This window comes from Kitasatospora sp. NPDC015121 (assembly GCF_055562955.1).
On record NZ_JBVHEH010000007.1, the window covers coordinates 123,216 to 137,178 of the forward strand.

The 13,963-nt window shown below is 74.0% G+C and carries 14 protein-coding genes; 6 read left to right on the top strand and 8 right to left on the bottom strand.

Annotated elements, in window-relative coordinates; genetic code table 11:
* Positions 1 to 97 precede the first annotated feature (97 nt).
* The 4 genes from ACZ3J7_RS12280 (at position 98) to ACZ3J7_RS12295 (ending at position 4,948) form a co-directional block, all read left to right on the top strand.
* A complete protein-coding gene (locus ACZ3J7_RS12280) occupies positions 98 to 961 on the top strand; it encodes a helix-turn-helix transcriptional regulator (RefSeq protein WP_465619592.1) in 864 nt (287 codons plus the stop codon).
* A 260-nt stretch (positions 962 to 1,221) separates the two neighbouring features.
* Positions 1,222 to 3,018, top strand: coding sequence for a glycosyl hydrolase family 8 (locus tag ACZ3J7_RS12285; protein WP_465619593.1), 1,797 nt, complete (start codon positions 1,222 to 1,224; stop codon positions 3,016 to 3,018).
* A 165-nt stretch (positions 3,019 to 3,183) separates the two neighbouring features.
* Entirely contained in the window at positions 3,184 to 4,122 is a 939-nt protein-coding gene (locus ACZ3J7_RS12290; RefSeq protein WP_465619595.1) for a TetR/AcrR family transcriptional regulator, read from the top strand.
* Positions 4,123 to 4,124: 2 nt separating this feature from the next.
* Positions 4,125 to 4,948, top strand: a protein-coding gene (locus ACZ3J7_RS12295) for an IS5 family transposase (protein WP_465619979.1) whose coding sequence is annotated in 2 segments (ribosomal slippage) — positions 4,125 to 4,457 and positions 4,460 to 4,948 — 822 coding nt in all. Because the reading frame shifts where the segments join, the coding sequence is not laid out codon by codon here.
* 37 nt (positions 4,949 to 4,985) lie between these two features.
* Here ACZ3J7_RS12295 and ACZ3J7_RS12300 read toward each other — a convergent pair.
* The gene (locus ACZ3J7_RS12300; RefSeq protein ID WP_465619597.1) at positions 4,986 to 6,269 is read right to left on the bottom strand and encodes a glycosyltransferase family 2 protein; all 1,284 of its coding nucleotides are present in this window, start codon (positions 6,267 to 6,269) and stop codon (positions 4,986 to 4,988) included.
* Positions 6,259 to 6,420: a hypothetical protein gene (locus ACZ3J7_RS12305; RefSeq protein ID WP_465619600.1), complete on the bottom strand. Its 162-nt coding sequence runs from the start codon at positions 6,418 to 6,420 to the stop codon at positions 6,259 to 6,261. The genes ACZ3J7_RS12300 and ACZ3J7_RS12305 overlap by 11 nt, the downstream gene beginning before the upstream one ends.
* A 303-nt stretch (positions 6,421 to 6,723) precedes the next feature.
* On the opposite strand from ACZ3J7_RS12305, the gene ACZ3J7_RS12310 reads away from it, so the two are divergent.
* Together ACZ3J7_RS12310 and ACZ3J7_RS12315 are read left to right on the top strand one after the other, a co-directional pair.
* Positions 6,724 to 6,861: a hypothetical protein gene (locus tag ACZ3J7_RS12310; protein ID WP_465619601.1), complete on the top strand. Its 138-nt coding sequence runs from the start codon at positions 6,724 to 6,726 to the stop codon at positions 6,859 to 6,861.
* 244 nt (positions 6,862 to 7,105) lie between these two features.
* The gene (locus ACZ3J7_RS12315) at positions 7,106 to 7,315 is read left to right on the top strand and encodes a hypothetical protein (RefSeq protein WP_465619603.1); all 210 of its coding nucleotides are present in this window, start codon (positions 7,106 to 7,108) and stop codon (positions 7,313 to 7,315) included.
* Positions 7,316 to 7,391: 76 nt separating this feature from the next.
* Here ACZ3J7_RS12315 and ACZ3J7_RS12320 read toward each other — a convergent pair whose 3' ends face one another.
* From ACZ3J7_RS12320 to ACZ3J7_RS12345, 6 genes are all read right to left on the bottom strand, one after another.
* Entirely contained in the window at positions 7,392 to 8,207 is an 816-nt protein-coding gene (locus tag ACZ3J7_RS12320; protein ID WP_465619605.1) for a hypothetical protein, read from the bottom strand.
* Positions 8,208 to 8,297: 90 nt separating this feature from the next.
* Positions 8,298 to 8,984: a DUF488 family protein, N3 subclade gene (locus ACZ3J7_RS12325; protein ID WP_465619607.1), complete on the bottom strand. Its 687-nt coding sequence runs from the start codon at positions 8,982 to 8,984 to the stop codon at positions 8,298 to 8,300.
* 225 nt (positions 8,985 to 9,209) lie between these two features.
* Positions 9,210 to 9,827 carry a TetR/AcrR family transcriptional regulator gene (locus ACZ3J7_RS12330; RefSeq protein ID WP_465619608.1) on the bottom strand — a complete coding sequence of 206 codons (618 nt, stop codon included), beginning with the start codon at positions 9,825 to 9,827 and terminating at the stop codon, positions 9,210 to 9,212.
* Positions 9,828 to 9,861: 34 nt separating this feature from the next.
* Positions 9,862 to 10,659 carry a hypothetical protein gene (locus ACZ3J7_RS12335; protein ID WP_465619610.1) on the bottom strand — a complete coding sequence of 266 codons (798 nt, stop codon included), beginning with the start codon at positions 10,657 to 10,659 and terminating at the stop codon, positions 9,862 to 9,864.
* Positions 10,656 to 11,609, bottom strand: a complete 954-nt coding sequence (locus tag ACZ3J7_RS12340) for an ABC transporter ATP-binding protein (protein WP_465619612.1) — start codon at positions 11,607 to 11,609, stop codon at positions 10,656 to 10,658. The genes ACZ3J7_RS12335 and ACZ3J7_RS12340 overlap by 4 nt, the downstream gene beginning before the upstream one ends.
* Before the next feature lie 191 nt (positions 11,610 to 11,800).
* Entirely contained in the window at positions 11,801 to 13,924 is a 2,124-nt protein-coding gene (locus tag ACZ3J7_RS12345) for a glycosyltransferase (protein WP_465619614.1), read from the bottom strand.
* Positions 13,925 to 13,963: the final 39 nt, after the last annotated feature.

The window sequence follows — 13,963 nt, forward strand, 5'->3', positions numbered from 1 at the left end:
TACCCAGCATCGGCGGCGGCCCCGCCCCGGGGGCATGGACGCGAGGCGCACGGGGATGGACGGACGAATCGCGCACCGCTCAACAGGTGGAGGGAACATGACCGTCATGCAGGTGGACCCGGGGTCGGTGTGCGCGGGCATCGCCGACTACCCGCCCGACAGCGGCTACGGCCCCCGCGTGCTGCGCGACAGCGAACTGGTCTGGATGCTGCACGGGCGGGCCACCTGGAGCGCCGTCGGGCACCCCGCGGTGCCGCTGGCGCCCGGCAGCGTGCTGCTGGTGCCGCCGACGACGCGCGACAGCTTCCGCTGGGACGCCACGGGGCCGAGCCGGCACGGCTACGTGCACTTCAGCCTCCGCACCCCGCCCGTCGCGCCCGGCCCGCTGGTCGTCCGTCCGGCTGACCACCAGCCGGTCGACGCCCTGCTGCGCTACGTCCTGGCGGTGCACACGCCGCCGGGGCCGAGCGCGGCCGAGGCGGAGGCGGCGGCCTGCGCCCTGACCACCGTGCTCCACCTGCTGCGCACCGGCTCCCCGGCCGGCCGTCCGGAGCTGCCCGAGGCGCTGGCCAGGATGGCTGCCGCGGTGCGCGCCCACTGGGCGGCCGGGGGTCCGGGGCGGCTCAGCCGGGCGCAGCTCGCCGCGGCGGCCTGCGTCTCCCCGGCCCACCTGACCCGCCTGTTCGAGCGGGAGTTCGGTGCCGGGCCGGTCGCCGCGCTGGAACTGCTGCGGCTGCGGCACGCCGCCCTGCTGCTGGGCACGGGCACCCTGTCGGTCCAGCAGGTGGCGTGGCGGGTCGGCTACCAGGACGCCCTGCACTTCTCGCGCCGGTTCCGTGCCCGCACGGGCCTTTCCCCCTCCGCCCACCGCACCCGTCCCGCCCCGCCGTCGGCCCCGGCGGCCGAGCTGCTGGCGCGGCTGCGCCCGCTGGCGGACGCGCTGGGCCTGCCCATCGGCTGACCCGCGCGCCGACCGGGAGCGGAAAACCTCCGTCCGGACCCTTGTGGGGCGAACCCGACTTCCCTACCGTGGCAGCGCGCTCGTTAAATGAAACTTCATTGAAACAAGCGCTCCGGTGAAACCGTTCGCCGCTCGTCGGCGCCACGGCACCGGTACGACCTGCGTGCGCCTCCGGGGCTGCCACCCCGAAGGCGCACCGGCGCGGGGCGGAACCGTCCGCCCGCACCCACCACCCGCCACGTCCAGGGAGGCGAATGACCATGCGAGGCTACCGAAAACTGCTGTCCGGATTCCTGGCACCGGCCCTGTGTGCCGCGCTGTGCGCCGCGATCGCGCCGCAACCCGCGGCCGCCGACACCCCGGGTGCCGCCATCTCCGGCACCTACACCGACTTCTTCCTGAACCTGGGCAAGTCCCAGGGCGAAGTCGACACCAAGATCCAGAACACCTACGACGCGATCTACACCGAGAACGGCCCCGCCGACCAGCGGATCTACTACACCGCCGACGCGGACAAGAGCTACATCCTCTCCACCCACGACAACGACGTCCGCTCCGAGGGCATGTCCTACGCGATGCTCGTCGCCGTCCAGATGAACGACAAGGCGCGCTTCGACAAGCTCTGGAACTTCTCCAAGACCTACATGCAGTGCCCCAACGTCAACACCACCTGCGGTGGGCGCTACGCGGGGCTGTTCATCTGGCACGTCGCCGCCGCCTCCCCCTACGGGAACTTCACCCTCGGCGACGGCACCCCCGAGTACACCCCGGCACCGGACGGCGACATCTACTTCGCCACCGCCCTGCTCATGGCGGCCGGACGCTGGGGCAGCGGCAGCGGCACCTACGACTACAACGCCCAGGCCGCCACCATCCTCAACAAGCTCAAGGACACCGGCAACCTCCAGTCCGGCGAGCTGAGCGTCTTCAACCCCGACACCAAGGTCGCCCGCTTCATCCCCACCTGGATCGAGGGCTCCGGCAGCCTCGTCGACACCTCCTACCAGCTCCCCGGCTTCTACGAGTACTGGGCGCGCACCGACCCGACCACGTCCAACCGCGCCTACTGGAACCAGGCCGCCGCCGCGGCCCGCAGTTACTGGCAGGACGTCATCACCCAGGCCGGCAACCGCGGCAACGGCATCTTCCCCGACTGCACCAAGCAGAACGGCGGCCCGCTCGACTCCGTCAGCTGCGCGGCCGGCTACAAGCACAGCGCCGACGCCTGGCGCACCATCCAGAACGTCGCCTCCGACTCCTACTGGTGGCACGGGGACACCGACGGCAGCGCGCCCCTCGCCGACGAGGTGACCTGGTCCGACCAGCTCCTCGGCTTCATGCGCCCCAACCGGCAGGCGATGGCGGGCGAGTGGTGGGTCGACGGCACCGCGGCCTCCGACTGGACCGGAGGCGCGGGCCAGGCCACCATGTACGCCACCGCGGCCATGGTCGCCACCGACTCCGCCGTCCGCAACGACTTCCTCCAACTCGCCTGGGACACCCCCGTCACCACCGGCGAGTGGCGCTACTACCACAGCTCCCTGCAGATGCTCGGACTCCTCCAACTCGCGGGCAAGTACCGGTTCTTCGGACTCGGCCAGGCCCCGGCCGCCAACTCCACGACCGTCTACGGCGACGGGTACGGCAGCGGGTGGAGCGGCGCCGTCTGGAACGGCGGCCTCGACTCCGCCGCCACCGCCCAGCGCTACGGCACGAGCGGCACCTCGCTGGCCGCCACCTTCGGCGGCGGCTGGGACGCGCTCGCCCTGACCAGCAGCCCCGCGACCGCCGTCCAGGGCGGCAGCCTGCGGCTGCGCGTCCACGGCGGCGACTCCGGGACGCGGCAGCTCCAGGTCATGGTCAACCCCAGCAGCGACGGCAGCGGGACGTGGGGGAACCGGGTGAGCATCGACGCCCCCGCCGGGACGTGGACCACCTTCACCATCCCGCTGTCCCAGCTCGGCAACCCGGCCACCGTCGGGGTGATCGCCGTCCAGGACCGCACCGGCTCCGTCCAGCCCGCGTTCTACGTGGACGACGTCAGCCTGGTGGCGTAGCGCCCGCGCAGTCCGGCGGGGGCGCGGGTCCCACCACACCGCCGTGCCGCGCCCGGGGGAGCGCGGCATGGCGGCGCAGGTGCTGGAGCGCTCCAGCACCTGCCCGTCGAGGCCACAAGATCCTGCAGTTGCTGCAGAACCTGCAGTCGGTGCAAGAGGGACCGCATGGAACCGAACTCCGGAGCCCGGCCCTGCCTGCGGGAACGCAGGCGCCTGGAGACGCGCCGCACGCACCGTTCGTCCGCGCTGCGGCTGATGGACGCCCACGGCTTCGACGGCGTCACCGTCGCCATGATCTGCGCCGACGCCGGCGTCTCCGAGCGGACGTTCTTCCCCTACTTCCCCAGCAAGGAGTCGGTGCTGCTGGTGTGGCCGGGGTGCCCGTCCGGTCCCGGCGCGGAGCGGTTCGCCCGGAGCGCCGAACGGGCGCCGACGGCCACCGCCGCCGGCCGGACCGGGTCCGCCGCGCTCGAACGGGGCTTGGCGGAACTGCTCGGGCGCCGGTCGGGGCGGGGCGCGCAGGACGAACTGGTGGGCCTGCTCGCCGGGATGTGCGGCCTCGCCCTGCGCTCCGGGATCTCCGCCTGGGCCCGGCCCGAGGACGGCGCCGCCCGGGCCGACCAGCACCTGATCCGGGCCTTCACCCTGCTCGCCTCGGTTCCTCACCGACCAGCCGCCCCGATCGCCCGCCCACGCCCCCACCGATCCCGATCCGGACGTCCCCCGATGACCGCCACCCGCCCTGCCGTCGAACGCCGCCACCCGCCGACCTTCCTGATGAAGGCGGTCGACCCGATCACCCGGCGGCCCGTCGCCCGGGGCAAGGCGGCCGACGCCCCGCAGCCGCTCCACTGCACCGGGCGCAAGAGCGGCCGCACGTTCGACACCCCGGCCGGGCGCGCCGCTGGTGTTCCTCACCGACAGTGCCAAGCGCACCTTCCCGGTGATGCCGCTCAATGTCCGCACCGGCCGGCTCGGCGCCATCGACTTCGGCGCCCTGAACGTCGGTGTCACCCTCACCGTGCTGCCCTGCCTGGTGCTCTTCCTCGCCCTGCAGCGCCACTACGAAGTCATCTCATCTGGGTTTGTAGGCTGCTTGCGTGACGATCGTGGAGCGCCTGGTGCCGGACGAGTTGTGGGAGCTGTTCCAGCGGGTTGTGCCGGCGGCGCCGACCCGGCCGCAGGGCGGTGGCCGACACCGTCATGGGGACCGAGATGTGCTGGCCGCGATCGTGTTCGTGGCCACGTCCGGGTGTACCTGGGCCCAGCTGCCGCCGTGTTTCGGCCCGTCCGGGCCGACCGCGCACCGCCGGTTCACGGAGTGGACAGCGGCCCGGGTGTGGGCGAAGCTCTATCGCCTGGTTCTGGACGAACTCGGTTCGCGGGGCGAGTTGGACTGGTCGCGGTGCGCGGTCGACCCGGTGAACATGCGGGCCACGAAAAAGGGGATCTGACGGGTCCGAATCCTGTCGATCGGGGCAAGTTCGGGTCGAAGATCCACCTGCTCACCGAACGCACCGGTCTGCCCATCTCGCTTGCGATCTCCGGTGCCAACCTGCACGACAGTCAGGCCCTGATTCCGCTCGTCGAGGCGATCCCGCCGATCCGCTCCCGCCGCGGCCCGAGGCGGCGCCGACCCGGCAAGCTCCACGGCGACAAAGCCTACGACCACCGTTTCATCCGCTCCTACCTGCGGCGACGGCAGATCACCCACCGCATCGCCCGCCGCGGCATCGAGTCCTCCGCCCGCCTGGGTCGGCACCGCAGGGTCATCGAGCGGACCGTCGCGTGGCTCGGCGGCTTCCGCCGGCTCCACCGCCGCTACGAGCGCAAGGCCGACCACTTCGCCGCCTTCGCCAGCATCGCCGCCGCCTTGATCTGCGCCCGGCGACTGCCCGAACACGGTGCCTTCATGGGTGATGTCCCGTAGGCGGGCTCCTGGCGGGTGGTTCGGTGCGCAGGGTGTTTCAGGCCGTCGGCTGCGATGCGGTGTCGGCGGAGGCGGGTTGGCGGGTGAGCCAGCCGGTGGTGCGCAGATGGGTGAGGGCCCAGTAGTGAGCGGGGTAGATGACCAGCAGCATCAGAGCGGTGAGTACCGGCAGCAGCAGGGGTGTCAGGAGCCGCTGGTGGGGGCGCAGTCCGGGTCGTAGCAGGGCGTAGACGAGGAGTTCGGCGACGGCGCAGATGCCGAACGCGGCGAGGGCGGTGCCGGGGTCGGTGCCGTGGACGGCGCGGGTGGTGGCGGCGGCGAGGGTGGCGCAGACGAGGGGGAGCAGGATCAGGCGGCACAGCTGGACGATGCGCAGGGCGGCGGCGGGGGTGGGCAGGTGGACGAGTTCCCAGTACATGGAGCGCCAGGAGGAGGCGCCCCAGCGGCGGCGTTGGCGGAAGGTGCCGCGGACGGTGGTGGGCATGGCGGTGTCGACGTAGGCGTCGGGGACGCTGACGGTGCGTCCGCGCAGCAGGGCGTACTCGCACAGGCGGCGGTCGTCGCCGATGGTGCCGGAGGTCAGGTAGTCCTCCAGGTTGTCGGTGATGACCGGGGTTCGGTAGAGGGACATGGCGCCGGAGGTGGGGTTGACGATGCCCAGGCGGGAGGGCAGGGCGCGGACGACGAGGGAGGTGAGGAAGAGGTTGACGTCGACGGCGCGGGTGAGGAGGTTCTCGTCGCGGTTGGCGGCCAGGATGGTGCCGGTGGCGGCCTGGACGCGGGGGTCGCGCATCGCGTCGAGCAGGCGGGCGAGGGCGCCGGGGGCGAGGACGGAGTCGGAGTCGACGGTGAGGACGAAGTCGTAGCCGGCGGCCAGGTCGGTGGCGCGCAGGGCTGCGGCCTGGGCGTGGCGCTTGCCGCGGTTGGGGGTGCGCAGACAGGTCACGTCGGGGTGCTCGAAGCCGGTGAGGGGCACGGTGGAGCCGTCGTCGACCACTACGACGTGGACGGTGCCGGGGTGCTCCTGCGCCAGGATCGAGCGGACGGCGGCGTGCACGGCGGCGTCCTGCTCCTGGTAGGAGGGCACGATGGCGAGGACGGCCGCGGTGGGCGTCGGCTCGTCGGGGCGGCGGCGCGCCGGGGGTAGGGCCAGGGCCATGCACACGCAGGCCAGGGCGGTCATGGCCAGGGTGTAGAGGTTGAAGAAGCCGGCGTGCCCCAGGTGGGGGAGCTTGCGGTGGGACAGGCCGGTCCACAGGGCGGTCGCCGCCAGGACGCAGCCGACCGCGGCCGCCCGCAGGCGCGGGCGCTCAGCTGCCATCGCGGCGCGCCGACCGGCCGGACAGGCGCACCAGCAGGCCACCGGCCACCACCAGCGCGACCACCACGGCGGCCAGCGTCCCCAGCGCCCAGTTCACACCGAACAGCGTGATCCCGGCACCGGTGGCCGCAAGTGACTGGTTGCCGTACATGCACATCTCCTCGAACACTCGGGGAACCGGCGGACCGGCAGAGCCCAGCCCGCAGCGGCACCCCACGAAGACGACGCCGCCCGCCAGAACGTAACCGCCAACCCCCGCGGCACGCTCCCGCAACACAGAGCGACTACGCCGTTCGGCTGCACCCGCGCTCCCCGATCGACACACGAGCAGCCCGCCGCTCCAAATGAGATGACTTCTACATCAGCTGCCTCGTCGCGGGCTCCGTCAAGAGCTGACCCGCCCGGCGCACCGCGCTCCTGCCGCACCGCACTCCGCCATGGGGTGAGACCCATCGTGACGACCACCCCTGCTCGCACGCCCGCCGGACAGGCCGCCCTCGCCGAACTGCCGCTCGCCCGCCTCACCGGCGAGGACTGGCTGCTCGACCTCGCCGCCTACCACCGCTCCCCGCCAGCTGCGACGCCCGCATGACGGCCCACCAGTACCACCAGCAGGCCAACCAGGTCCTGGCCACCGTTGCCCCCGAGGCCGGTCGTTCAGCGGTGGCGACGCCAACCTGTTCGGCCTGGAACCGCACTTCGGCCGCTGCACCGCCGACCACCACCAGGACTGGCCCAAGTCGGCCCGCTCGCTCTGGACGGCCACCCCCGACGCGGGCCTGGCCGCCGTCGCCTACGCTCCCGCCGAAGTCGCGGCGGCGGTCGGCGACTACGAGGTGCGCCCGCGCAAGTCCTGGAACCGGGCCCTCGCCACCTCCGTCGGAGCGGGCCCGGCCGGGTGGCGGGTGGAGCACCGCCCCGTCGGCCCGGTCCCGACCGGCTTCCCGGTCGAGGACATCCGCCTGCTGCCGTACGGCTCCGCCCGGCTGCGGATCACCGGGTTCCCGCAGGCGGCCCTCACGTACGACCCGGCCGAGGGCCACTGAACGGCATCGACGTCCTCCTGACCGGCTGCGCGGGCAACAGCCCGCAGGCCGGCGGCAGGCGGCGCTCCGCGCGGGCTCAGAAGAGCGCGTCCTGGCGCGGGGCGGTGAGGGCGGCGACGGTGGGGTTGAACACGCCGAGGAGCATGAACGTCCTCGGGCGGGCGGCGATGTTCCCGACGAAGAAGTGGGTGGCCCGGTCGGGTGTGACCGTCCTGGTCCACCAGCGCTCGTACAGGACGTCGGCGAGCCGGTGGGCGGGGTAGGCGCGGCGGAACTTGCGCCACGACTGGCCGGCTTCCCAGTCGTGCAGGCCCATGTCGTGGCCCCGGCAAGCACCGTCGTCGCAGTGGAAGCGGTAGCGGAACTCGTAGGGAACCCATTCGAGGGGCCGGTGGTCGGGGTGCAGCACGTCGGTCTGGTTGACGATGCCGTGCTGCTCCGCGGTCCAGGGGGTGGCGTCGGCGAGGCGGAAGGAGTCGATGCGCGCGGGGCGGAACAGCCCGAGGGAGGTTCCGTCGGCGGCCTGGAGGCGTTTGATCGCGCACAGGGACGGCTGGATCAGGGGTCTGGCGAGGTCGAGGCGATCCGCCCAGCCGGCCCGGCTGCTGACGGTGTCGACGACCCGGAGGGTCTCCAGGTTGGGGCGCAGGCTCTCGGGTCTGCGGTCGGTGCGGTGGTGTCGGACGTCGACCTCGACGACGGAGTACTTCCCGAACCGCTTCTCCTCGTCGAGCAGCCGGTGCGGGACGGGGAACAGCCGCACGTGCCGCACCGGGTCGGTGTCCAGGCGGATGCCGGCGACGCAGCAGGTCTCCAGGTACTTGTGCGAGACGTCGGGATACGTCTTGACGGTGATCAGGACGCGCGCCCTTTCCCAGCCCGATGCCGGCATGCCAGCCCCCCTGGTTCGACTCCTGTCACCATTGGGCGGCCAGGGTGCCGAATGCGCAAGAGCGCCAGTCCGGGCGGGAGTTGGAGCGGATCAGGCCAGGGCGGCGACGGGCAGCGCGGTGCGCTGGTGCAGTTCCGCCAGCACGGCCTGGCGGTGGCAGCGGCTCTCGTCCTGCTCGAAGCACAGCACCGCCACCGAACGCTCGACGGCCAGCTCGGCCAGTTCCGCCAGCTCCCGACGGGCCGGCTCCGCCGCCAGGACGTCGGCGAACGCCGCCAGGCCCTCGCCGACGCGGCCGTCCCAGAACGGCGCCCGGTTCTCCTTCGGGTTGCCCAGCGAACGCAGGTGCAGGTAGGAGATGTCCGCCTCGGCCAGGGCCGCGCTCAGCCGCGACTTGCTGAACCCCGGCTTGCGGCTGATCGGCGTCAGCCGGACGTCCGCCACCGCGTCCACCCCCGCACCGACCAGCGCCGCCACGAACGAGTCGATCGTCCGCCCCTCGTACCCCGTGGACCACAGACCCGGCACCGCGTCCGCGGCCGCCACCAGCTCGTCCACCGTCACCTCCAGGACCCGCGCCAACGCCGCGACGGTGAACAGCCCGGGCTGCGCCACGCCCTCGGTCTCCAGCCGGGACAGCGTGCGCGGGGGGACGCCGGCGGCGCAGGCCAGCTCGGGCCGGGTCAGGCCGCGGGCCTCGCGCAGCGCTCGCAGCCGGCGGCCCAGGCGGTGCGCGCGAGCGCGTTCGGAGCCATCGGTGTGGGGGTGAGCGGGCATGGCGGAAATCCTAACGAGCAGTCAGCCGGTGTCCGTCGCCGCCTCCCCGAACGGGTGAAGGCCCCTCGCCGTCCTCCCCGCCCGGCCTCACCGGTGCCCCCGGCCCCGCCGACGCCACCGACGCCACCGACGCAGGGTCCGACACCGCCCGCCGCGCCTCGGGGCCCGCCCCCGCCAGAGCTCGCGGCCACGCCGCGGTGCCCGTCGACCGCCCGGGGGCCGCCCTCAACGGGACGGACCGACCGTCCGACCGGGCTCGGGCGCCAGGCCCGTGAAGACGATGCCGACGGCCTCGGCGATTCCCGGCAGGGCGGGGAAGGCGGCCTGGTCGGACGGCGCGGGCGGGTTCATGGCCAGGCCGAACAGCAGGGCGAGCAGGACGACGGCGGTGTGGTCGGGGTCGGCGTCGGCGCGCAGGCGGCCGAGGCGCTGCTCGGCGCGCAGGTACTCGGCGAGTCGTCCCGGGGGGCCCGGCAGGGTGCCGGGGGGCGGTGCGGTGCGGGCGAGTTCGGGGTCGGTGAGGATGGCGAGTTCGAGCGGGAGGACGGCGCTGCGCAGGGTGGCGAGGCGGGTGAGGCAGTCGGTGAGGTTGACGGTGACGGTCGCGGTGCCGGCGCGGGCGGGGAGGGTGTCCATCCAGTCGACGACGTGCTGGTGCTGCTGGAGGACGGCCTCGGCGAAGAGGGAGGCCTTGTCGGGGAAGTGCCGGTAGAGGGTGCCTTCGGCGACGCCCGCGGCCTGGGCGATGGCCCGGGTGGTGGTCTTGGCGTAGCCGAGTTCGCCGACGAGCCGGACGGTGGTCTCGACGAGTCTGGTCCGTGTGGCGCTGCCGCGAGTGGCCAAGGCGCTTCCCCTTCAGGGTGTCCGTCGGGCTGGGTCAATCCACGATGTCGCGTCGCTTGAACACGCTCAGCGCGACACCCAAGCCTAGAAGGGTGTAGACGGTGCCGAGGGCGAGGGCCGTGCCGTAGGGGACGCTGCTGGTGCCGCCCCGGGCGAGCGCGCCGAGGGTGCCTCCGGGGCTCCAGCGCGCCGCGTCCTCGAGGGCGGCGGTGATGACGGCCTCGACGACCAGGACGTAGCCCACGCCGACGGAGACGGAGACCGCCGCGGAGCGGGTGACCAGGGCCAGCGCCAGTCCGATGACGCCCCACACGAGCAGGGTCGCGAACAGGTCGAACCAGGCGCCCGCCAGGGTCGGCAGGACGTGGCGGCCCCAGGCGGAGACGTCGATGCCCGCGCCCTTGGCCGCCACCGGTGCGACCAGGAGGTTCGCGAGGAGCGCCACCGTCGTGACGGCGGCCGTCCACAGGGCGAGCGCGCCGACCTTGCCCAGCAGCAGCCGGACGCGGTCCGGCTGGGCGGAGGCGGTGAGCCGGATGAGACCGCTGCTGTAGTCGCCGGCCGTCACGATCGCCCAGAACGACAGGGTGACCACGCCGTACATGCTCGCGGCCGAGGACAGGCCCGCCGTGATGCCGTCGGCGGACCGCCACTGCTCCAGTGTTGGGAAGGACACCCCGGGGCCGGTCGTCGGCTGCGTGGGGGAGGAGCCGACGACCTGCGCGATCACCATGTTGATCAGGCCGGTGAACAGGACCGTCAGGCCGAACCAGCCGAGGACCACCGCCTTGCGGTGCGTCCGCAGGAGCTCGCTGCGCAGCGCGTTGATCATGACGCCTTCCGTCCCGCGGCCGCGGCGCGGCCCGCCGTGAGGTCCTGGTCGCTGGTGCCGGTCATCTCCAGGAAGACCTCTTCCAGGCTGCCGCGCACCGGCGTGATCGACTTGAGGGTGAGGCCCGCGCGCCCGGCGCGGCGGTTGAGCTCGGCGCCCTGCTGCTCGTCCGCGACGACGCTGAGCCGGCCCTGTCGCGCGTGCTCGACCTGCCAGCCGTCGGCCGACAGCAGTGCGGCCAGCGGCGCGGTGTCGCCGGCGTGCTCGGTGGCGATCTCGATCCGCTGCCCCGCGCGGCCCAGCAACTCGGTGACGGAGCCCGAGTAGACCAGGCGGCCGAAGCGGATCACGACCAGGAAGTCGCAGATGGTCTCGATCTCGGCCAGCAGGTGCGAGGAGATGACGACGGTCCGGCCGTTGCGGGCCAGGTCGGCCAGCAGCGCGCGGATCTCGACGATGCCCGCCGGGTCGAGACCGTTGGTGGGCTCGTCCAGGACCAGCAGCTCCGGGTCCGGCAGCAGGGCCGCGCCGATGCCCAGGCGTTGCTTCATCCCCAGCGAGAAGCGCTTGACGGGTTCGTCCGCGCGCCCGGTCAGGCCGACGGTCCGCAGCACCTCGTCGACGCGGGAGGCCGGCAGTCCCCGCAGCGCGGCCAGGGACAGCAGGTTCGCCCTCGCGGACAGGCCGGGCAGGAACGCCGGGTTCTCCACCAAGGCGCCGACCCGGTTCAGGTAGCGGCCCGGCGCGCCGATCGGTTCGTCCAGTACCTCGGCCGTGCCCGACGTCGGTGCGATCAGGCCCAGCAGGATGCGGATGAGCGTCGACTTGCCCGACCCGTTGGGGCCCACCAGGCCGATCACCCCTCCGCTCGGGACCTCCAGTGTCAGCCCTTCCAGAGCCGTGACCCGGCCGAATCGGCGGGTCAGCCCAGCCGTCTTGATCACACTCATCGGTCCTCCCATGTAGGTGAGCGCTCACTCACATGGTGGGTCGGGCCGATCCCGGCTGTCAAATGACCGGGCAGGCCCCGGTGGTGCGGGCGGCGCCGTTCGGCGGGGATCGTCCACGCTCCGGTGATCGACCGCCATGGCCGTTGCCGCGGGCCCCAGGGGCGCCGGTCGGCGGCGATGCCCGGCGCTCGTCAGCCGCTTCCCCGCGCGACCGGCCGGGCGGGCCCCCGGGAGGACCGGCGGCGAGGCGGCGGCGAAGTCACGAGCCGGTGGTACTCGGCCGCCAGGGACCGTGCCATCGCCGGTGCGGAGAAGCGGGCCGCCACGCTCCGGCGGCCCGCCGCCGCGACGCGGGCGAGTGCGTCGTCGGTGAGGCCGGCCAGCGCGGTCAGCCGCTGCGCGAGGGCGGAGACCGAGTCGGTGGGGAGCAGGAACCCGTTGACGCCGTCGCGGACGTAGTGCGGGACGCCCCCGCGCCGGGGGCCGGCCGCGGGGAGGCCGGAGTCCATCGCCTCCAGCACCGCCAGGCCGAACTCCTCCTTCGCGCTGGGGCACACGTACAGCACCCGGCCGGTCCGGTCGCCGGAGGCCAGCGCCCTTTCGAGCACCCTGACCTCGTGGTTGGGCAGGGCGGGCCACAGGGCGATGCGCCGGCGCGCTTCCGGGTGGTCGGAGAGGAGCTTGGCGATCCTGGCCCGCACCTCCTCCTCGACGGACGTGGCCGCGCCGGTGGCCGACCCGCCGACCAGGAGCATCGTCGTCGACCGGTACAGGCCCGCTTCGAGCCAGGACTCCACCAGTCGGTCCTGCTGCTTGACCGGGTGCAGGCGACCGACGCTGAGGAGCAGGCGCAGGCCGCGCGCGGCGGTGTCGATGCCGTCGGGGCGCCTCCCGTCCCGGAAGAGCCGCTCCAGGAGGGCGGCGGCGACCCGCTCGTCGTCCGCGCGCGGCGTGAAGGCCGGGATCCCCTCCGGGGCGGAGGCGGTGGGTCGGATGCCCGCCGCGGCGCCGAGCTGCGGGAAGTGCGCGGACAGGTCGTCGGCGCCGACGCGTCCGGGGATGGTGACCAGCAGGTCGGAGCGGGCGACGAGGCGGTCACCGACGAAGATCCGGTGCAGGTCCAGGCGCAGCGCCGCCGCCGGTTCGCTCCGCGAGGTCCGCGGCACGCCCCGGTGCCGTTCGGCCATGGTGCGGTGCGGATCGGGGGCGACGGTGAACACGAAGCGGGAGCCGCACCGTCGTGCCGCGTCGGCCACGGCCAGCGAGCAGTCGTCCGCGAAGCGGGCGTGCACCACGTCCGGAGCGGCGCCGGGAATCCCCAGCAGGCGGGCGGCCCACCAGGCGACGGCGGGGCGCAGGTGCAGCGCCGCGGCCGGGTCGACCTGCCCGTCGCCGGGCACCGGAACGTGCAGCGCCCAGTGACCGGAGCCGATCCGTTCGACCAGCGGACGGCCTCGGCGCAGCCGCGAGGGGTCCGCCAGGACGACGGTGAGAACCCGCGCCACCTCCGGGGTGGCCGCCATGGCGTCACCGACGCCGGCGAGCAGGACGCCCGTCCCCCCGCTGAGGCCGACACCGGGCTCGCCCAGCCGCCCCGTCGTCATCGACTGGGCCACGACCAGTCCGGTGGCGGGCCGGGCGGGCAGGCCCCGGACCGCCCGGCGGAAGTCGGCGCCCGGCAGCGCGCCAGGCTGCGCCCGGTCCCAGACCGCCGACAGCAGCAGCGACTCATACGGATCCGAGGTGAACGGCCGTCCCGGCAGTACGTCGCGGCCGCCCGGAACACCGGAGAGGTAGCGCAGGGCCGCGTGCCGTTCCCCCCGGTCCCCGCTGCGCGCGCGGGGGGCGCACTCGGCGGCGGTGAGCGGCAGCAGGCCGTGCGCCTCGGCCAGGTCGAGCAGGCAGGCGGCCTCCGCCGCGGTGATGGGCAGGAGCAGCCTGCTCCGCAGGGCGGCGCCCGCGCGGTCCCGGTGCCCCGCGGCGACGGTGACCGCCCACGCCTCGGCGAGGGCGCTGCGCAGCATCGGACCGCCGCGGGCCGCGGTCACCAGCGCCAGGGGATCCCGTGGGGCGTCGGCGCGCGCCGCCCTACGCAGCTGCGCGGTCCGGTGGTCCTCCGGAGCGAGGGCGTGCGCGCCGCGACGCTCCGCGCCGTAGCCGTACTCGGCCCGGGCCAGCAGGGACAGCAGGTCGTCGCCCTCGGGCGCCGGTGAGGCGGGGGCCCACCAGTGGCGGCGCCACCGGGCCACCACGTCCGGGGCCGCCGGGGCCGCCGCGGTGGTGTCGTCGGCCGGAGCGGAGGTGTCACGCGGCATCGGGGAGAGCCCTTCGTCGGTGGCGCTGCCAGCCGTGCT

What these genes read in the sequence shown, in the direction of transcription:
- ACZ3J7_RS12345 (WP_465619614.1), bottom strand. Translation starts at nt 13,924, where the DNA reads ATGCCGCGTGACACCTCCGCTCCGGCCGACGACACCACCGCGGCGGCC.
- ACZ3J7_RS12280 (WP_465619592.1), top strand. Translation starts at nt 98, where the DNA reads ATGACCGTCATGCAGGTGGACCCGGGGTCGGTGTGCGCGGGCATCGCC.
- ACZ3J7_RS12285 (WP_465619593.1), top strand. Translation starts at nt 1,222, where the DNA reads ATGCGAGGCTACCGAAAACTGCTGTCCGGATTCCTGGCACCGGCCCTG.
- ACZ3J7_RS12320 (WP_465619605.1), bottom strand. Translation starts at nt 8,207, where the DNA reads ATGCCGGCATCGGGCTGGGAAAGGGCGCGCGTCCTGATCACCGTCAAG.
- ACZ3J7_RS12335 (WP_465619610.1), bottom strand. Translation starts at nt 10,659, where the DNA reads ATGATCAACGCGCTGCGCAGCGAGCTCCTGCGGACGCACCGCAAGGCG.
- ACZ3J7_RS12290 (WP_465619595.1), top strand. Translation starts at nt 3,184, where the DNA reads ATGGAACCGAACTCCGGAGCCCGGCCCTGCCTGCGGGAACGCAGGCGC.
- ACZ3J7_RS12340 (WP_465619612.1), bottom strand. Translation starts at nt 11,609, where the DNA reads ATGAGTGTGATCAAGACGGCTGGGCTGACCCGCCGATTCGGCCGGGTC.
- ACZ3J7_RS12300 (WP_465619597.1), bottom strand. Translation starts at nt 6,269, where the DNA reads ATGGCAGCTGAGCGCCCGCGCCTGCGGGCGGCCGCGGTCGGCTGCGTC.
- ACZ3J7_RS12305 (WP_465619600.1), bottom strand. Translation starts at nt 6,420, where the DNA reads ATGTACGGCAACCAGTCACTTGCGGCCACCGGTGCCGGGATCACGCTG.
- ACZ3J7_RS12325 (WP_465619607.1), bottom strand. Translation starts at nt 8,984, where the DNA reads ATGCCCGCTCACCCCCACACCGATGGCTCCGAACGCGCTCGCGCGCAC.